At 70.5% G+C, this 19,676-nt stretch carries 11 protein-coding genes; 1 reads left to right on the top strand and 10 read right to left on the bottom strand.

Annotated elements, in window-relative coordinates; all coding sequences use genetic code 11:
* Positions 1–2: 2 nt before the first annotated feature.
* Both IWX89_RS06755 and IWX89_RS06760 read right to left on the bottom strand, forming a co-directional pair.
* Positions 3–1,202, bottom strand: coding sequence for an ABC transporter ATP-binding protein (locus IWX89_RS06755; protein WP_196902784.1), 1,200 nt, complete (start codon positions 1,200–1,202; stop codon positions 3–5).
* A 3-nt stretch (positions 1,203–1,205) separates the two neighbouring features.
* Positions 1,206–2,417, bottom strand: a complete 1,212-nt coding sequence (locus tag IWX89_RS06760; protein WP_196902785.1) for a spermidine/putrescine ABC transporter substrate-binding protein — start codon at positions 2,415–2,417, stop codon at positions 1,206–1,208.
* A gap of 238 nt (positions 2,418–2,655) precedes the next feature.
* On the opposite strand from IWX89_RS06760, the gene ald reads away from it, so the two are divergent.
* Positions 2,656–3,771: an alanine dehydrogenase gene (ald, locus tag IWX89_RS06765; protein ID WP_196902786.1), complete on the top strand. Its 1,116-nt coding sequence runs from the start codon at positions 2,656–2,658 to the stop codon at positions 3,769–3,771.
* Positions 3,772–3,783: 12 nt separating this feature from the next.
* Here the strand turns inward: ald and IWX89_RS06770 are convergent, their stop codons facing one another.
* The 8 genes from IWX89_RS06770 to IWX89_RS06800 all read right to left on the bottom strand — a co-directional run bounded on the left by IWX89_RS06770 (position 3,784) and on the right by IWX89_RS06800 (position 19,669).
* Positions 3,784–6,198, bottom strand: a complete 2,415-nt coding sequence (locus IWX89_RS06770) for an FtsK/SpoIIIE domain-containing protein (protein WP_231383014.1) — start codon at positions 6,196–6,198, stop codon at positions 3,784–3,786.
* Between the two features lie 32 nt (positions 6,199–6,230).
* Entirely contained in the window at positions 6,231–6,320 is a 90-nt protein-coding gene (locus IWX89_RS19080; protein WP_374220495.1) for a hypothetical protein, read from the bottom strand.
* A gap of 527 nt (positions 6,321–6,847) precedes the next feature.
* A complete protein-coding gene (locus IWX89_RS06775) occupies positions 6,848–7,558 on the bottom strand; it encodes an FHA domain-containing protein (protein ID WP_196902788.1) in 711 nt (236 codons plus the stop codon).
* On the bottom strand, positions 7,555–9,915 hold the full coding sequence (locus IWX89_RS06780) for a transglutaminase family protein (RefSeq protein WP_196902789.1): 2,361 nt from the start codon (positions 9,913–9,915) through the stop codon (positions 7,555–7,557). The genes IWX89_RS06775 and IWX89_RS06780 overlap by 4 nt, the downstream gene beginning before the upstream one ends.
* Positions 9,912–11,318 carry a DUF58 domain-containing protein gene (locus tag IWX89_RS06785; RefSeq protein WP_307836455.1) on the bottom strand — a complete coding sequence of 469 codons (1,407 nt, stop codon included), beginning with the start codon at positions 11,316–11,318 and terminating at the stop codon, positions 9,912–9,914. Before IWX89_RS06785 ends, IWX89_RS06780 begins: the two co-directional genes overlap by 4 nt.
* Positions 11,315–12,286: a MoxR family ATPase gene (locus IWX89_RS06790; protein ID WP_196902790.1), complete on the bottom strand. Its 972-nt coding sequence runs from the start codon at positions 12,284–12,286 to the stop codon at positions 11,315–11,317. Before IWX89_RS06790 ends, IWX89_RS06785 begins: the two co-directional genes overlap by 4 nt.
* A 61-nt stretch (positions 12,287–12,347) precedes the next feature.
* The gene (locus IWX89_RS06795; RefSeq protein ID WP_196902791.1) at positions 12,348–18,251 is read right to left on the bottom strand and encodes an Ig-like domain-containing protein; all 5,904 of its coding nucleotides are present in this window, start codon (positions 18,249–18,251) and stop codon (positions 12,348–12,350) included.
* Entirely contained in the window at positions 18,248–19,669 is a 1,422-nt protein-coding gene (locus tag IWX89_RS06800; RefSeq protein ID WP_196902792.1) for a serine/threonine-protein kinase, read from the bottom strand. Before IWX89_RS06800 ends, IWX89_RS06795 begins: the two co-directional genes overlap by 4 nt.
* Between the last annotated feature and the right edge of the window lie 7 nt (positions 19,670–19,676).

The following is a 19,676-nucleotide window of genomic DNA, read 5'->3' on the forward strand; positions in this document are numbered from 1 at the left end:
CGTCAGACCTCCTCGAGCTCCGTGATCAGGGACGCCCGCCTCTGCGCCGCAATGCTCCTCGTGGTGGTGTCCGCCTCGAACCGTGGCGTGTCGGCCGGTTCGTCCTCCAGGCCGAAGCCGTGCTTGATGTCCCAGCTGACCCAGACCTCCCCGCCCTCCTCGGCGACGGGACCGAAGGCCATGTTCTGGGCGAAGACGATGAGCGTGCCCACGTGCGGGACGGTGATCAGGTACTGCGTGCTCACCCCGCTGAAGGAGACGTCGATCACCCGGCCGGGGCCCATGGTGTTGCGGGCGTGGTCGTCGGCGGGGGCCGACAGGTGCAGGCTGAGCTTCTCGGGGCGGATCCCGATGGTGACCTCGCCGGTGTGGCGATGGGCCCGGGCGGCCGGCACCACGATCTTCTGCCCGGCGATCGCGACCGCGATGGCGTCGCTGGTGATGCCGACGACGGGACCGGTGAAGAGGTTCGACTGGCCGAGGAAGTTCGCCACGAACGCGGTCTTGGGCAGTTCGTAGAGTTCCTCCGGGGCCCCCATCTGCTCGATCCGGCCCTTGTTCATCACCGCGACGGTGTCGGCCATGGTCATGGCCTCCTCCTGGTCGTGGGTAACATGCAGGAACGTCAGGCCCACCTCTTCCTGGATCGTCTTGAGCTCGAGTTGCATCTGACGCCGCAGCTTGAGGTCCAGTGCGCCGAGCGGCTCGTCGAGCAGGAGCAAGGCCGGCCGGTTCACGATCGCCCGGGCCAGCGCCACCCGCTGCTGCTGGCCGCCGGAGAGCTGCTGGGGTTTGCGGGCTGCGAGGTGGTCGAGTTCGACGAGGCGCAGCGCCTCGTGCGCCTTGGCGACCGGGTCGTCGATCCGGCGCCGGCGCAGCCCGAAGGCCACGTTCTCGAGCACGGTCATATGCGGGAAGAGCGCGTAGCTCTGGAAGACGGTGTTCACCGGCCGCTGGTAGGGCTTCTGGCCGGTGATGTCCTTGCCACCGATCAGGATGCGGCCCGCGGTGGGTTCCTCGAGCCCGGCGACCAGGCGCAGGGTGGTGGTCTTGCCGCATCCGGACGGCCCGAGCAGGGCGAAGAACGACCCGGCCGGGATCTTCAGGTCCAGGTGTTCGATTGCCGTGAAGCCGGGGAACCGCTTCTGAATTCCGACCAGTTCCAGGTCGGCCCCCTGCGCCGCGAACGCGCTCGTCGTCATGGCTCAGGACCCGAGAAGGATGCTCTGGAACGCCGCGTCGTACTTCTGTTCTTCCGCCCCGGTCAGGGTGCGGAAGACGTGCGCCTTGGCCAGGGTGGCGTCGTCGGGGAAGATGAGCTGGTTGTTCGCGAGTTCCGGGTCGATCGCCATGGCCGCTTCCTTGGCCCCGACGACCGGCGTGATGTAGTTCACGTAGGCCGCGACCTCGGCCGCGACGGCCGGGTCGTAGTAGTAGTTGATCAGTTCTTCGACGTTCTTCTTATGGGTCGAACCGATCGGCACGACGAAGTTGTCGTTCCACAGGGTGCCGCCCTTCTCCGGCACGACGAAGTCCCACTTGTCGCCGTTCTCGGCGTTGAGCTGCACGATGTCACCCGACCAGACGATCGCCGCGAGGGTGTCCTCGTTGATCAAGTCCTCCTTGTAGGAGTTGCCCTTGATGTTGCGCACCTGGCCGTCGGAGACCTGCTTCTTGAGCACGTCGATCGCGGCGTTGAACTCGTCGTCGCCCCAGTCGCCGGAGATGTCCACGCCCGCGTCCAGCATGATCAGGCCCATGGTGTCGCGCATCTCCGACAGCACGCCGATCCGGCCCTTGAGCTTCGGGTCCCAGAGTTCCTCGACCGAGGCGATCCCGTTGGGGAGCTTCTCCTTGTTCCAGCAGATGCCGGCGAAGCCGCCCTGCCACGGCACCGACATCTTTCGGCCCTTGTCGAAGCCGACGTCCTTCAAGGACGGCTGCAGGTTGGCGAGGTTCGGGATGTTGGCGTGGTCGAGTTCCTGGGTGTAGCCGAACCGGATCAGCCGGCCCACCATCCAGTCGGTCAGGCAGACGGTGTCGGCGCCGATGTCCCTGCCGAGCGCCAGCTGGTCCTTCACCTTGCCGTAGTAGGTGTTGTTGTCGTCGACGGCCTCGGTGTATTTGACCTTGATCCCGGTCTTCTTCGTGAACGCGTCGAGCGTCGGGTAATTCCCGGCATCATCCACATCGATGTAGAGCGCCCAGTTGTCCCAGCGGATGCTCTTCTCCGCGGCGGACTTGTCTGCTGCGGCCTTCGGCTTGGCGGCACCCCCGGTCGAACACGCGGCAAGGGCCAGCGCGGCCGCCCCCGCACCCGCGCCGGTGAGGAGAGTGCGGCGACCCAGCTGTGCACGCTGGGCCTGACGAATGAGCTGCTGGATCATCGGGTCTGCGGGCAACGGCCTGGGCTTCATCTGTGGGGTCTCCTTGCGTCTTTCAGCGGGTGAACTCTCACGCGCAACATTGCGGGTGGGTAGATACTCGCACAGCAGAGCGGTTTTGACACCGAAGAGTGGCCAAATCGTTAATCGTGGATGCCTATACTCACGAAATCCGTGCTCGATGGAGTCATCCGCACTCGAAAACGGTGGTGACGTCCCGCTAGAATCGCGTCCAGGGGCGGAACGGCCGCCTGCCCGTCGAAGGAGCGCCATGAAGGTCGCAATCCCGTCAGAGGTCAAGAACAACGAGTTCAGGGTCGCGATCACACCGGCGGGCGTGCACGACCTGGTGGCCCAGGGCCACGAGGTGCTGATCGAGACCGGCGCCGGGGCCGGCTCGTCGATCACCGACGAGGCATATGCCGTGGCCGGCGCCAGGATCATGCCCGATGCGGCATCCACCTGGGCGGAGGCGGAGCTGCTGCTCAAGGTGAAGGAGCCGATCGACAGCGAGTACGGCTTCTTCCGGCCCGACCTTCTGTTGTTCACCTACCTCCACCTCGCCGCGGAGCCTGCCCTGACCCATGCCCTGCTCCAGAGCGGTGTCACCGCCATCGCCTATGAGACTGTTCAGCTTCCCTCCCGCGCGCTTCCGTTGCTGGCGCCGATGAGCGAGGTCGCCGGTCGCCTGGCGCCGATCGTCGGCGCCAACGCTATGCTCAAGCCGAACGGCGGGCCCGGTCTCCTGGTCCCGGGTGTTCCCGGCACCCACCCCGCCCGGGTCACCGTTCTCGGCGGCGGCGTGGCCGGCACGGCGGCGATGCAGGTCTCCCTGGGGCTCGGCGCGCAGGTGACCGTGCTCGACACCAACCTGTTCCGGCTGCGGGAGCTCGACGCCCTGCACTACGGCCGGGTGCAGACGATCGCCTCCAACAGCTACGAGATCGACCGCGCCCTGGTCGAGTCCGACCTGGTCATCGGGTCGGTGCTGATCCCGGGCGCCCGGGCCCCCAAGCTGGTCAGCAATGAGCTGGTGTCCCGGATGAAGCCGGGAAGTGTGCTCGTGGACATCGCGGTCGACCAGGGAGGCTGTTTCGCGGACTCGCATCCGACAACCCACGCCGACCCGACGTTCGTCGTGCACCGGTCGCTGTTCTACTGCGTCGCGAATATGCCGGGCGCCGTGCCGAACACGTCGACGTTCGCCCTCACCAACGCCACGCTGCCGTACGTTCGGCTGCTCGCCAACCGGGGCTGGAAGGACGCCCTGCGGGCGGATGCCGCGCTCGCGCTCGGCCTGTCCACGGCCGGGGGCCTGGTCACCAGTGCCCCGGTCGCGACCGCCCACGGTCTTCCGCTGGCCGAGATCGCCGACGTCCTCGCCTGAGTCCGGCACCGGTCAGCCGGGCGCCGGGAGCGTCCCGCGCACGACGGCGCCGTCGGGGCACAGCACCCAGACCCGGCACCGGCCGGGCGCGAGCGGCGGCGGCAGGTCCCGGCGTCGACTGATGGCGCGGAAATCAGCCAGGCTGCAGCCGTCGAACACGATCGCCATGTGCGGGCGCAGCAGTCCGAGCAGCGACCACCGGGCCTGCCAGGTGTCGGTGTCGCCGACCAGGACGGCGCCGTCGTCGGCCAGCACCCTGAGCCGTCCGGCCTCCGCGTTTGCGCTGGCGGAGAGGTCGATGATCTCTCCCGCACGGGTGGAGGAGAGGGCCGCGATGGTGCGCGCCGGCGAGGCCGCCACGACGAGCAGTGAGCGGTGCCCGGCGAGGGTGTCCCCCACTGCGACATCCCCCGCGGCGGCCTCCCCCGCGGCGGGCTCGGGGCCCCGGCCGTCGGAGGAAGGCTCGGGCTGGAGCAATTGGATGCGTGATCCGTTCCAGCAGCCGCCGCCCGGGGGCAGGGCCGCATCGAACAGGGCGGGATCCGCTCCGGCGGCGAGGTGCGTGCCGGCATCCGGCATTCGCAGCACCAGCCGGCTCTGACAGAACGCCGGCAGCGTCTGCAGGGCGCCGGAAAGGTGTTGCACGGCGACCACGACGACCAGCCCGGCGGCCGGCCCGTCGCGGAGCAGACCGGTGAGTAGTTCGAGCGCGGCCGCCCGGTGTTCGTCGCCCCACCGGGCGTACACGGAATCGAAGTCGTCCAGCAGGATGAGCCGTGCCTCCCGGGAGCCGGCGTCGAGCCAGGCCCGTGCCTCGGCGAGGGTGTCCCAGACCGATTCGACGTCGGGCCGGGGATCCAGGACCGTGGCCGTGCCGGAATGCTGGGCTGCGACGGATGCCAGCACGGTGCTCTTGCCGGCGCGCCCGGCACCGACGACGAGGAGGTGGCCGTCGCGCTCCGGGTCGTAGCGGGCGACCCGGTAGCGCTGGTGCTCCGGTTCGTCGAGCAGCCCGAGGAGGACGCCGGTCGCCGGTCCCGCCGGTCGCCCTGGTTCCCGGCCCGTGGCCGGGGCCGCCGTCTCGACGCGGGCCAGGTCGTTCCGCGTCACCCGGCGGGGCAGCGGGTCGAGCCAGGGCCGGCGCGGGTTCGGCTTCTCACCGCTGCGATTCTCAGCGCCCCGACCGACGATCGCCCGGAGGTCCGCTTCGGTGGTCGTGGCCACCTGGCAGAGCTGGGCGTCTCCCTGGAGCGCGGAGATGAGACAGCGCCCGGGCACGGAGGCCGGGAGCGCGGCAGCGGCATCCGTTCCCAGCACGGCCTGACTGTCAGCGCGGTTGTTCACCCGCAGGGAGACTCTCAGGTTGCAGTTCGCGAGCAGGGCGTCGCGCACGACGCCGTTGGGGCGTTGCGTGCAGAGGATCAGGTGCACCCCGAGCGAGCGACCGCGCGCCGCGATATCGACGAAGAGCGCGTGCAGCTCGGGGAAGGCCGTGAGCATGGTTGCGAATTCGTCCACCACGATCACGAGGCGCGGGAGCGGATTCGACCGGGACCCTGCGCCGTTGAGTTCGGTGATGTCGCGGGTGCCGGCGGCGCGCATGGCCCGCTCCCGGTGCCGCAGTTCCGCGGCGAGGCTGGCCAGGGCGCGGGCGGCCTGCCGCCCGTCCAGGTCGGTGATGAGACCGACGCAGTGGGGCAGGGCGACCAGGGGATGGAACGCGGCGCCGCCCTTGAAATCGATCAGGAGGAAGGTCACCGCATCATGCGGGTGGGCCGCGGCCATCGCCGCGACCCAGGTCACCAGAAGTTCGCTCTTGCCGCTGCCCGTAGTGCCCCCGACGACGGCGTGCGGGCCGGCCGCGACGAGGTCCAGCGTCACCCTGCCTTCTTCGCCGATCCCGATCACGCCGGCAAGGCCCGGCAGGTGTGCCGATCCTGCCGGGGTCCCCGGCGACGGCGGCAGGTCGACCGCCGGGTCGGGTTCGGCCAGCTCCGCCAGGGTCACCGAGGCGGGAACGGGACCGTACCGGCCGATCAGCCCGGCCGCGCGAGCTCTCTCGCCCAGCCGCACGGCGAAGCCGCCGGCCTGGTCGCGGGTCACCAGTTCCGGGCGGAAGCGGAATCCGGCGGGATGCACCGGTGACCGCACGATTTCGGCGCGCGTCGGCCCGTGCACACGCACGATGGTGTCGCAGCCGGTGGGGAGTTCCTCCAGGCATCGGGCCAGCGCGATGAACGGCCGGGATCCGGTCGGGACCCGGGCGGGCGTTTCGCTGTCACCCACCGTGATCAGCCGGTCCGGCGACCGGGCGGCCGCGTGCGGGAGGGACGTCGCCCAAGCCCAGTGGCCGGGCGGCAGCACGGCGAGGCCGACCGGGCCAGGGGGCAGCGCTGCGGCCGCCTGCACCAGCAGCCCCCTCGCCATCGCCCGGCCCAGTGCCGGTGCCGCCACGATACCTATGCCGCCGTCCAGGTCCGCGGTGATCGGCGCGCCGGCCAGCGTGGCCGCCAGCGCGCGGATTCCCGGTTCGTCGTCGGCGTCGGCACCCTCCAGCCGCAGCCCGCTGGGCACGTCGCCGCTGCCCAGGCTCACCAGCACCGGCGCGGCCGGCCTGGCGCTCCAGTGCACGGTGCCGATGGGATCCTGGAGGATGCCGGCGGCCGACGGGGTGCGACCCCAGGCCGCCTGGACCAGGCCGGTCCGGCGCTGTTCGACTTTTGCGCGGAGCGCCGCCAGGGCGGCCCGGTGGGTTCCGTCCGCTCGGATCCGGGTGCGGCGCCGGGTGCGCCGGCCGTCGACCATGCTGCCCACGGCGATGACGGGGCCGAGGACGGCGAAGAGGAGCACGAAGGCCGAGCCGGTGAACATCCAGATCGCGACGGCCACCACGACCGGGGCGGCGCTGGCGATCAGCGGAAACCCGGGCGCGGGCGGGTCGACCGGCCGCGCCGGCAGGATCAGTGGGTCGTCTGGCCGGAACACCTGTCAAGGAGACCACGCGAGCGCCCGCGCCGGGACGCCGGGCAGTCATCCGGGCAGGACCGCGGCGGGGCCCTGGTGGGGAGGAGAACCGCTAGTTGACCATGAAGAACTGGTCGCCGATCTCGACCCGCGACCCACGCGGCACGAGGTAACGCCGGCCGGGCTCGCACCGCACCGACGTCGAGTCGGGACGCCGGATGATGGTGCCATTGCCCGAGAATCGGTCGCTGACCCAGAATTCGCCGTCATGCTGCCCGAATTCGAGGTGGCTCTTCGACACGGACATGCCCAGGTCGTTGACCTGCACCAGGGTGTCGAAATGCTCGGTCGGTTGCGGTAGGGGCCGCCGGCCGACGAGCCCGGTGCCCTGGGCGGAGACCGTCTCGCCCGTGCTGAACTGAAGGACGAAGAGCGACGTGCGCGGTGCCGCGACAGGAGTCTGGAGCACCGGAGGCTGCAGCACCGGAGGCTGGGGTGCGGGAGGCTGCGGGGCGGGAGGCGCCGGGGCAGCGAGAATGACGGCCGCGACCGGCGCCGGGGGCACGGCATCCTGCTTCGGGGTGGCCTCAGCTTGCCGTGCGGCCCCCGGTGCTGCGGCGGGCAGAAGCTGCGCCCGGCCGTCGGAGCCGAGCGGAATCGAGATGACCACCGGCTGGCGCGGAAGCGGCTGGATGATCGTGGTGTCGCTGGGGCGCGGGTCGGGGCGTTTGCGGGACTTCGGCGTGGCGGTGCTCGAGCTGCCGCACTCGCCGCAGAACATGGCGCCGGCCGGTAGGGCGGCACCGCAGATCAGGCAGTTCACGTCGCCGATCCTCCCTTGCCCCGTACCGCCCGAAGAACGGTTGTCCCTCCAGCGTAGCGACCCAGCGACCGGAGCGAGACGAGCGCCGCGAGCCTCATCCGGCGCGTCTTCCCGGCCGACAACCCGGCACGCAACTGAGCGACCGACGCCCACACCGTGTCTGCCTCGATCGTGCCAGGCCGGTCGGGTGCGAACACCGCCCGGTCGACGACCGAGGCGAAGGCCATCGGCGCGGGGCCGCCCACGGTCTCGGCTACCTCGATCCTGGTTGCGCCGGCGGGCACGTCGATGCCGTAGTCCAGGGCAGCGTCGGCGAATTCACGCCAGCCGCCGCGGATCCGGTCCAGCGGCGCCGGAAGGGTTCGGCGGAGCCTCCGCCGCCTGGCCTTGGCGGCGATGATGAGCAGGAACGGCGCGGCCAGGAGCGCGAGTCCGAGCAGGGTCCAGCCGAACACCGTGGCGGCGGCGAGGAGGAAGGCGAGCAGCGGGTCGAGGCCCGCCGGGGGGTCGTCGATGGTTCTTTCCGGCGGTGCCGCATCGCGCTGTTCCGCGGTGTCGGGGACGGCGGGGGGTACCACCGACTGGGGGCGGGACACCACCGCGGGCTTGTCCGGCTGCTTCGCGGGGATGTCGCGCACTGCCGGATTCGGGTCGATGGTGACCCACCGCCCGTCGGCCGACTGCACTTCGATCCAGGCCGAGATGTCGGAGCCGGTGACGGTCACGGAACCGGACCCGCCGGAAGCCGCGGGTACGAACCCGACCACGACCCTGGCCGGGAATCCCAGCCTCCGTGCAAGGAGAGCGGCCGCCACGGAGTACTGCTCGGCGTCGCCCAGCATGGGCTGGTCGGTGAACAGCTGGCTGATCCGGTCTGCACCGTGGCCCGAGCGGCTCACCGGCTCGCCGGCGCCGACCCCGTGGCTGATGTAGCCATCCGTCTTCAGGCCGTCCAGCATCGCCTGGAGCTGGACGCCCGGCGGGTCCCCGGGCCGCACGTAGCGGGCGAGGACCTGGTCCAGATCGTCGGGGACCACGTCGACGGCCGGCAGAATGGCCGCGCCCGGTTGCAGGGCGGCCAGGGTGGCCGGTTCCCGCGGCATCACGGCGACGCTCGTGTACCGGTCTCCCCTGGTCAGTCCGGTCAGCACAGCGGCGGTGCCGCTGTTGTCGTTGTAGAAGAACGAGTCCGAGCGGGCGACCGCCGTCGGCCCGGAGAAGGTGATTCGTTCGAGCGCTCCGGCGCCGGGAACCCAGACTCCGCTGTAACCGTCGACGGTCACCGCCAGGCTGACCTGTTCCCCGCCGGCTTCCGACTGGTCGAGCCGGTCGGGCAGCCTCGTGAAGGAGCCGGATGCGCTGGCGGCCGCGGCGCTGCCCACCGAGTAGACGATGCCGTCGTAGCTGTCGAGGGCCGCGATGCGAATGCGCCCTCCCGTGGGGAGACCGCTCACCTCGAGCAGGGCCTCGTCGGCGGCGCCCGGCTCCAGGTAGCCGCGGAATGCGCTGAGGGGGCTGGGGTAGGACCGTGGATCGAACGGTTGCTGCACCCGCGCACGCAGCACGTCGCGGGGAACACTCGCCGGGAGCGCGATCGCCGCGACCGTGCCTGCCGCGATGGCCACGGCGATGACCAGGGCGGCGCTGACCAGTCCCCTGGCCGCGCCGAGGCGGCGGTCGGCGGCCGACTCGATCGTCCGGCGGGATTGCTGGGCGACGAGGCGCACGATGGCGTGCCGGCGCACCCAGCGCAGCCACAGCAGCCAGAAAAGCAGCACCACGAAGAGCCCGAGGGCGGATTCGATCGGGGTGGCCGCCCTCGTCGGCCCCAGTCCGATCCCGGCGATGAAGAGCACCGCGGGCGGGAGTGCCGCGAGTTCGCTGATCCGGGTGCGAAGCGCAATCGACAGCCCGGCAACGGTGCTGAGCAGCACCAGGATCAGCGCCGGCACGAGCAGCGCCTGGTAGGAGCCGACCGGCAGCACGATCGTGACGAGTTGCTTCCAGCTGAGGGCCGTGGCCAGGATCAGGTCGAGAAGGCCCTGCCCGGACGGAAGGACCCGGTTGATCGCCTCGCCGGGGATGGCCAGGGGCACCCCGGCCAGCAGGAAGACGGCGATCGTCGCGAGGCCGACGACCCACGCCGGCCAGCGGAAGATCGCGCCGGGCACGGCGACGAGCGCACCCAGGGCGAATGCGACGACGACGAGCACGACGAACTCGGTGCTCCGGTAGATCGGCCAGAGCGAGGTCGCTGCGACGAAGGTGGCCGTCATCAGGCCGAGGGTGTTGCCGAGGATGAAGCCCCAGTCGGTGCGCGGCCGGCGGGCCAGCCTGGCTTCCCTGCGCGCGCTCATACGGCGGCCGCCCTGGCCAGGCTGTGCTGCAGGTCGTCCAGGAAGCCGATGGTGAGCACGCTGAGCTCGGCAACCCGCCGGAGGCTGGGGATGTTCTCCGGGTCGCAGACCACGGCGACCACCTCGACCCCGGCCGGGAAACGATGTGCGGCGGCGCGCAGTTCGGTCAGGCTGGTGGACGACCCCGTGACCAGGAACGCCACGGAGATGCCGGCGACCTTGTCGGCCGCCGCCTTGGCCAATTCGCTGACGGGCAGCGCCGCACCGGAGAGGTCCACCCGGCTGAGGTCGTCGAGCAGACGCGTGCGGGTGAGCGTGCTCAAGCTGCGAACCATGGATGCCCGCCGCCGGGCGCCGCCCGGAACCGCCTCGCTGGCCACGACCGACACCGTTCGGGCATCAAGAATGGCCCGCACGCCGAGCGACCCGGCCACGCTGACCGCCATCTCGAACTCGTCCTCGGTCGCGAAATCGGATTCAGCCAGGCTCAGGGCCACCATCAGGTGGCTGCGGCGCGACTCCTCATACTGCCGCACCATGTAGCGGCCGGTCTTGGCCGTACTCTTCCAGTGGATGCTGCGGCGCTCGTCACCGGGCACGTATTCGCGCAGCGCGTGGAAGGACACGTCGCTGTTGGTCAGGTCGCGGGTGGGATTGCCTTCGAGGTCGCGGATGAACCCCGTGCTCATGCTCGGGATCGGGATGGTGCGCGGATGCACGAAGAGTTCGACGCGCTCGGCCCAGACGATCTCCCGTCGCAGCAACCCGACCGGGTCGCCGCGCACGGTGCGCACCGGTCCGATCGGGATGACACCCCGGCGGGTGGCCGGAACGATGAAGACGTCGTCGAAGCTGCCTCCGCGGGCAAGCCCCGGCATGGCGAATTCGGCCAGCCCGGCGCCCACCGGGACCTCGACGGCGACCCCGGGGAGCCGCTGCCTGGTCGGGTTCAGCACCGTCACCTCACCGGGCACCTTCGCCCCGACGACCACCCGGTCGACCGGAAGGGACAGGTGGATCTCGTAGGCGTTGCGCCCGAGCAGGAAGCAGAACGCCGCCACGACCAGGACGGAACCGGACCAGGCGATCGCGACAAGTTCAGTCCAGCCGAGGCCGTAGCCGAAGAGGAACGAACAGAACACCACGACGAGGAGGCACCAGCCGAGCGGAGTGACCACCGAGGCGACGAAACCGCCGATGGTGGAGCCGAGTTCGGCCAGCGCCCGCCAGGCCCGAACCGTGGCGGTGATCGCGTCGGCCAGCCTGCCGTCCCGCACGGGCGCATCCGCCCGGCCAGGCGCCCCAGGCGGCACCTCCGGTGCGGCATCCGTCCGGACGGTGCCACCGGTGAGGTCAGCGGGGCCCCGCGTCACACCGCTGCGGGTGAGTTTGACCTGGCTCACACAGTCAGCCTGTCGCTGGGCGGCGGGGTCTCGATCAGGATCCGGGCGATCACGCTGGACGGCGTGACCCCGTCGAATTCGGCCTCGGGGTCGAGGACGAGCCGGTGGGCGAGCACGGTTTCCGCGAGTTCCTTGACGTCGTCGGGGATCACGTAGTGACGGCCGTTGGCTGCGGCGAGGGTCTTGGCGGTGCGGACGAGGGCGAGGGCTCCGCGCACGCTCACGCCCAGCCGCACCTCGGTGCTCGTGCGGGTGGCGTCGATCAGCCGGGCGACGTAGTCGTTGATGGTGGCGTCGACGAAGACCGTGCGGGCGAGGGCCGCGAGCTCGACGACGGTCTCGGAGGACACGATCGGGGGCACCACCGTTTCGTGCGCGCGCAGCCCGGCGCCCTCGAGGATGCGCACCGTCGAGGAATGGTCCGGGTAGCCGATCGAGGCCTTCATGATGAACCGGTCGAGCTGGGCCTCCGGCAACCGGTAGGTGCCCGCCTGCTCGATCGGGTTCTGGGTGGCGATCACCATGAACGGCGCCGCCACGGGATGCGTCACGCCGTCCGCGGTGATCTGTTCTTCTTCCATGACTTCGAGCAGGGCCGACTGGGTCTTCGGGCTGGCCCGGTTGATCTCGTCGGCGAGGACGATGTTGGCGAAGATCGGACCACGGTGGAACTCGAAGGCGCCGCTGCGCTGGTCGTAGATGCTCACGCCGGTGATGTCGCCGGGCAGGAGGTCGGGGGTGAACTGCACACGGTTGCTCGAGCCGCGGACACTCTGCGCAATGGCGCGGGCGAGGGAGGTCTTGCCCGTTCCCGGCACGTCCTCGAGCAGCAGGTGGCCTCCGCTGAGCAGGGCGGTGAACGACATCCGGATCACGTGGTGCTTGCCGAGCAGCACCTGTTCCACCCCGGTCACGAGTCGGTCGAACACCTCGGCGAACTGGGTTGCCTGCTCCGCGGTCATCGTCATGGGGTGGTCACTTTCGTTCGGGCATGGGCTCAGGCTCGGTGCGAGGCTCATTCTGCGTGGCTCATTTGTCATAGGAGAAAGCGTGTCCGTCCACCGTCACGGTGAGCCGCACCGTGCCGGCCGGCTGCGGCGACGACAGGGTGCACGTGTTCGCCAGGCCGGCCGCCGGGGTCACGGACGAGTCGCCCGGCACGAGGCACTCGTAGGTCGCGTCGAGCCCGTTGTTGTCGGGGCCGTTCGTCCAGGAGAACACGCCGGTCTCTGGAGTGTAGACCAGCCCCTGCACGGTGAAGCTCACGGATGCCTCCGCCGCAGCAGGGTAGGTCCCGGACCAGGTGCCGCAGGAACCCCAGACCGTGCACGCCTGCACCTGGAACCGGACCACCTGCCCGAACCGGAATCCGAGCGGCGCCCGCGGCCAGGTCGTCGCCGGGAAGGTGACATCGGTCCACGGCATCGGGTTGCCCGAACCGTCGACGGCCCGGATATTGTAATGGTCGACGCCGGCGCTGGGGCTCACGCCGTCGATGCGAAGGTCCCAGGAGTCGCCGTTCATCGCCATCGGGCTGTTCACGGACGTGATGTCGCCCGGCGCCGGCCGCACGAGCACGGTCGCCACCGCGGTCGGCGCGCAGCCTGCCCGGTTGTAGCCCCAGACGACGAACGAGTAGTGGCCGTTGTCGGCGAGGAGGTTGTCGAAGACGACAGAGGTGGTGCCGGCGGCGACCGTCTTCTGTTCGGCGACGATTCCGCCCTGGGTCGGGGCGACCAGCGTTCCGGGGGCCGGGGTGGTCACCGAGCAGGACTGGGCACCGGTGGGCACCTGGTCAGCGCTCACCCGCTGCACGAAGTAACCCGCGATGCCGTCGCCGCGGCCGTCGAAGGCGTCCCAGCTCACCGTGACGGAGCCGCTCGAGTCGACCGCGTTCGCGGTGATCGCGCCGGCCCGGGCCGGGCCGAACGGCCGCCCGTTTCCGGTTGCCGTGTTCCAGGTGGACAGCGCCGGGTAGGCGTCGTTCCGCGCGCTGACCGTGAAGGGGACATCCGTGCCGTTGACGAGGCCGCCGACGTCGATGGTGCAGGAGCCCGCGCTGCAGGACGGCCCGGATGCGCTGACCTCGCTCTGCGGAGTGCCGGCGACAGTCACGACGTAGCCGCGCATGGCGGTGCCTCCGCCGACCGGGGCGACCGTGTTCCAGTGCAGGCGCAGCCCGGAGTCGAGCGGCTCGGCCGTCAGCCCGGCCGGGGCCGGCGGGACGACGTCGGACCAGACCCGGTCGGCGAGCACGGTGGCCGCGGACGGGCCGATCCCGTTACGGGCTGCTACGGCGACCCGCACCGCATTGCCCTGGCCATTGCCGGGGGTGAAGACCTCGCAGGCCGTGGCCTGGCAGAGCGTGCTGCCGACGACGGCGCCCGTCGCTGCGCTGGTCAGGGTGATCTCGAAGCCGGAGACGGCGGCGTTGTTCGACGCTCCCGCGTTGAACGCGACCGAAATCCGGCGGTCGGCGAATGAGGTCACCCGGAGGCTCGACACCGGGTCGGGTTTGTCCTGCACCGAGATGCGCACCGTGCCCCAGGCGAACCGGTCTGGGTCGCCGGTCGCGTCGGCCACCTGGTATTGCAGGTTCGTGTCGGCGGGCGCGGCCTCCGGCGCGACCTTGACGGTGAGGCGGCTGTTGTCGGCGCTGGGGGTGATGCTCACTCCCGCGGGAACCCCGGCGCCGTCGACGCCGCGCACCGCCACGACCCGCAGCGGCACGGCCGGGAACGGGTTGGTCGCGCCGTCGTTCGCGAGCACGTCGACGACGGTGCTCTGGCCGCGCGGGGCGATGACGGCGTCGGCGGCGGGCACGGCCAGGGGCCGGGTCGACGCGACCACGCCCATCTCGATCCGGCCGGCCTTGCCGGCGTTGATGCCGTCACGCACGCCGATCGTGATCGTTCCGCGGCCGCCCGTCGGAGTCGACTCCGAGGCGTGCAGGGTCAGCTGCTGGCCGTCAAGGGAATAGCTGAAACCGACGGGGCGAGGCTCGAGCACCGTGTAGGCCAGTTCGGCCTGGTCCTTCGGGTACGGGTAGGAGGTGAGCCGGGTCAGGTCGATGACCTTCGTCTGGTCAGGCTCGAAATCGAGCACTGCGCCGTCGAAGCCGGGCGGCTGGTTCTCGCGCGGGGTGACGTCGATCGGCAAGACGATCGTCGCCGTGCGACCGTCCGGGTCGCCTGCCCGGGTGCCGTCCGTCACCTCGAAGGAGATCGAGGCTGGTCCGTAGTACTTGTCGCTGCTGGTGAACACGAGACGAGTGTCTGAGGAGACCAGGTCGGCCCCGTCGGAACGGGTGGCCTGCACGAGGCTGCGATCGGTGAGGCGCACTCGCCGGCCGCCGACGGCGACGACGTAGTCGTTGATGTCGATCGTGAGGGTCGATTCGCTCTGGACCTTGAGCGGGGACATGCCCTTCCGCAGTTGCGGCAGGGCGTCGTTCGAACCGGGAACCCAGACGAACGCATAGGACACAATGCTCGTGTCGTCCGGGTTCGCCACCTCGAACGGGATGACCTGGCTGCTCTCCCCGATGCTCACCCTCACGCGGTGCTTGCCGGTCACCTCGGCGACGCTCGAGAAGCGGGCCGGGACGGACAGTTCAAGGCTGCTCGCGGGCCCGTCGGCGAAGAACACGTTGGCCAGCACGTCGACGTCGATGGTGCGCCGGTCGAGCACGTCGGAGAGCGCCAGGTGCGTGTCCCGGGCGTCGGGTCGGGAGCGCGGGGCATCCGCCCGCACGACAACGGTGAGGAAGGTGGAACTCGAGCCGCCGCGGTCGTTCTGGATGTCGTAGATGAATCCGTAGCGCCCCTCCCTGGCCGGCGCGTGCACGGAGACGGCGTCGCCGACGATGACGGCCTTGCCCCGTGAGTTGCCGGTGCCGGTCGGTTCGACCCCGGTGATGGTCAGGGCGCCTCCGTCGGGGTCAGAGTCGTTTCCGAGCACGCGCACCCTGACAGTGGAACCCGGGCGCACGATGACCTCATCCGGCGCGGCGACCGGGTTGCGGGCGCCGTCCAGCCGCGGGCTGATTCCAACCCGCACGGTGCCGACGGCGCGGGCGCCGAGCGCGTCGACGACCGAGTAGGTGAAGGTGTCCGTGCCGGCCGAGTAGTCTCCCGCGGTGTAATCGATCGAATCGGAGCTTCCGATTGTCACCGAGCCCTTGCCGGGGTTGGTTTCCTGGCCGACCAGTTGCACCGAGTCGCCGTCGGGGTCGATTCCCGACAGCGGGATGGGGATGCGTACCGTGTCGCCGGCGAGCACGCGGGCGGTCACCGTCTTCGGCACGGGCGGGTTGTTCGAGTTGGGGTCGGCCTCCCGCACCGAGATGCGCACCTCGGCGTTGGCGAACTGGCCGTCCGGCGCGTTCACCCGGTAGACCGCGGTGAAGTTGCCGGTCGTGTTCGGGGCGAGGTAGCGCAGCACGGTGCCCGACGCGAAGAGCAGGCCTGCTTCGGCCGGGAGCCCGGTGGCGAGGGTGGGATCGAGCGTGAGGGTGTCGCCATCGGGATGTTCGTCATTCGCCAGCACGGGCACGTCGATGGCGTCACCGACCCGCACGGAGACCGTGTCCGGAACGGCGAGGGGTGCCTGCTTCCGGGCCGGCGGCGGGATCTCGATCACCGTCACCGTTCCCTCGGCCTCGGCCAGACCATTGCTGATCCGGTAGCCGAACGCGACCGAGCCGTTCTCGAGGGGCTTCGTGAGGGTGACCCGGATGATGCGCTGGTCGAGGATCTCGACACGCAGCCCGCTCACGGGCGGCACGTTCATCGTGCCGGTGACCAGCAGCACGCCACCGGCCGGGTCGATGTCGGTCGCGAGCACGTCCACGAGGGTGGCTTGCTGGCCGCGCACGAACGCCGTGTGCGGAACGGTGATGGGGGTGCTGTTGGCGTCGGGAGCCGCGGACACGTTGACGCGGATGCGACCGGTCGCCGTGAGCGAGCCGTCCGTCACCGCGTATTCGATCTCGTGCACTCCGATCGCGCTGCTGGCGAAGCGGAAGCTTCCGCCGTCGAAGTCGGGGGTGATGGTCACCTCCGGTTTCGCCGGCACGCTGCTCAGGCGGAGGGGCGCCGATCCACCGCGGACGTGCTCGAGCGGGGACACCGTCACCTCGGCGCCGGCGGTGGCGATCACGACGAAGGCTTCGGCGACGATCGGCACCGATCCGGAGGGACGGACCGTCACCGACAGCGTCCCTGTGCCGCTCGCCTGGCCGTCGGACACGGTGAGGCCGATCGACTTCGCGTCGGAGCTGCTGCCGGCATCCGTGTAGACGACGGCGCCGCCCGGGGTGAAGCTGATCTGGTCCGGCGCCACGGCGGTCGCCTCGGTCAGGAAGATCGGATCGCCGTCCGGGTCGACCCAGTCGCCGAGAACCTGGCTGGTCACCCGGCCGCCGGACCTCACCGTCGTGTGGGTGCCGCGCGCCTGCGCCGGGGCCGAGTTCTCCTCCGGGCCCCGGATGGTGACCGTCACCGTGGCCGAGGCTTTGCCGCCCCGGCCGTCATTTATCGTGTAACCGAAGCTCACCGCGCCCGTCGCGGTCGGTGCCAGCGTCAACTGCACCTGCTGGGTGTTCCCGACCAGGTCGAGTCGCCCCGTCTCGGCGGGGAGGGTGGTGAGCGAGTCGATCACCAGGACGTCGCCGTTCGGGTCGAAGTCGTTCAGCAGCACGGGCAGGATGACGGTTCGCCCCGGCCGCGCCCCGAACTCGTCGTCGACGGCGACCGGCGGGACCTGCGCCTTCTCGAACTCCGGCGGGGTGTCGTCGTTGTTCTCCACGACTCTCTGCTGGTCCTGGTTGGTGTCGATCAGCTCGGCCCAGTTGTCGATGAGCTCGTTCCCGCGCTGCACCGCCCAGGCTGCCCCGTTGAGCGCGTCGTTGAGCACCATCCCCGTGCCGTTGCGGCGGAAGGCAAGCCGGGCGTCGCCGGCGAGACCGGTGAGGGTCTCGGTCCTGCCGTTCGCCGGGTCGCCGGCACAGTCGCGCCACACGGTGCCGTCTCCCCAGGCCGCATAGGAGCAGTTGTCGTCCGACGCCGGGGCGACGGCCTGCCCGGATCGTCCGCTGACCACGGTCGACGGGTTGCCGCCGGCCAGGGGAACCGCCTCGAGCCCACCATTGTGCGCGACCAGCACCCGGTCGCCGTTCACGCCGGGCTCCTGCAGCTTCGGTTCGTCGCCGGCTCGGATGTCCCGCGAGAGGTCGGTCTCGCCGCCGGAAAGGAACAGGCGCAGGGTCGTCGCGTTCAACAGCGCCCACTGGCCGGCGACGCTGGTCAGCTGGTAGCTGTCTTCCGGGGCTCCAGCGGCCACCGTCACGGTGGAGGCGATCGCGTCCGGACGGGCCGGATCGACGAGCGACAGGGATCCGGTCGCCGGCGTGAAGGCGTACAGCATCCCGTCGGCGTCCATGCTGACCACGGACCCGGCACCGAAGGAGAGCGCCGGCTCTGCCGTACTGTCGAAGGCGGCGAGCCGGTCGGCCGCCAGATTCCAGACGTCGCCGTTCGAGACGACGACGGCGCGATCGCCGGCGAGGAAGATGCCCGGCGCCTTGGGCGGTAGCGCCACGCTCTCGGTGACCTTCGCCGTCGCCGGGTCGACGATGTCGACGGAGTTGTTCCCCCGGTCGAGCACCAGGACGGTGGCCCCCTGCTGCACGACGTCGAGCCGGGAGCTGCCGGCTTCGACAACGGTGTTGAGCTCGAACACGGCCGTGTTGGCTCGTCCGACGACCTGGCGTGCCTCGTTCGTCACCCAGACGGCGGCATCGCCGAGATCGAGCCGCTGGGCGGTGTAGCCGCCCGAGACAATCGCCACGGTGGCAATGACCGCCACGATGACGGTGCCGCTCAGCATCGTGGTGAACAGCGACCGGTGGGCGGAGAGCCACCGGCGGATCATGGGCCGTCACCAGCGGTGTCGACGCACTTCTCCCCACTGGGCGTCCCGCCCTTGCCGTCGCGGTTGACGGTCACCGTCACGCAGACCCGGGGCTGCCCCTTGGGGTCGACGCTGAATTCGGTTCCGCGCTGGATGCTGCTCTCCCCGGTGCGCAGCGCCACGACGTAGCTGTCACCGTCCCTCACCCCCGGGTCGGCCCAGCTGAAGAGCACCGTGCCGTTCCGGAGTTCCCCCGACACGTCGCTGACCGTGGGGATGCCGGAGCCGACCTGGCGCACGAGGAAAGTCGCTGCGGTGGCCGCGAGGCCGACGATGATCACCGCTGCCGCGATGAGCGCCCAGAAGGTGAGGGTTCGCTGCCGGGGTCGCTGCGCGGTCGTCACGGACTCGCCGCCGGTCAGGCTGGGCGGCCGGGTCGCCGAACGGGCCAGGCTCTTCGCCGCTTCAGGCCGGCGGCGACGGCGGCGGCCGGCGTAAGCGTCGACCGAGTTGATGCCGGTGATCCGGGTCTTGTCCGACTGGTCGGCGACGGTGTCCATGGCCCAGCCATCCGTCACGACCTCGAGCGGGGTCTGCGGCAGGCCGAGTTCCGCCTCCACCGATTGCAGTTCGCGGATGACCTCGAGCACGCTGCGCTGCCGCAGCTCCGGGCGCCGGGACATGGTCTTCGCCAGGATGAATTCGAGCCGGGCCGGCACATCCGCCCGGTCAAGGGCCGGGATCCTGGCCTTGTTGATCCTGGCCATGATCTGGGCCGAGCTGTTCTCCTCGCCCGGCAGCTCGAACGGGGACCGTCCGGCCAGCAGCGAGTACAGGGTCGCACCGAGCGACCACACCTCGGAGGCGATCGAGCCGGAACTCTCGTCGAGGAGCACCTCGGGGGCCGACCAGGGTATCGACAGCCCGATCGCTTCGGAGTTCTCCACCTCGCCGAGGGTGGCCGCGATACCGAAGTCGGACAGGACCGGATGACCATAGGCCGTGACCAGGATGTTCGACGGCTTGAGGTCGCGGTGCAGCACCCCGCTCTGGTGGGCGGTCTCCACCGCGCTGGCGATCTTGATGCCGATCCGCAGGACCTCGGGCACCGACAGGGCTTCGACCCGATACCGCTGGCTGAGGGTGGAGGAGCAGTACTCCATCACCAGGTACGGCCGTCCGTCGGCGGACACACTGGCCTGGAACACGGTCAGGATCGACGGGTGCGAGCTGAGCTGCGCCATCAGGTTGGCTTCGGCCTGGAACAGCTGGCGCACATGATCGCTCACGATTTCGGCCAGCAGCACCTTGACGGCGACCTGGCGCCTGGGCATGTTCTGCTCGTACAGGAACACGTCGGCGAAGCCGCCTGACCCGAGCACCCTCAGGTAGGAGAACCCCGGGAGATTCGGGGGCGTCGAGGGCAATCGTCGAGCCATGTTCGCC

This window comes from Cryobacterium sp. MP_M3 (assembly GCF_015752155.1).
In the GTDB taxonomy this organism is placed as follows: Bacteria; Actinomycetota; Actinomycetes; order Actinomycetales; family Microbacteriaceae; genus Cryobacterium.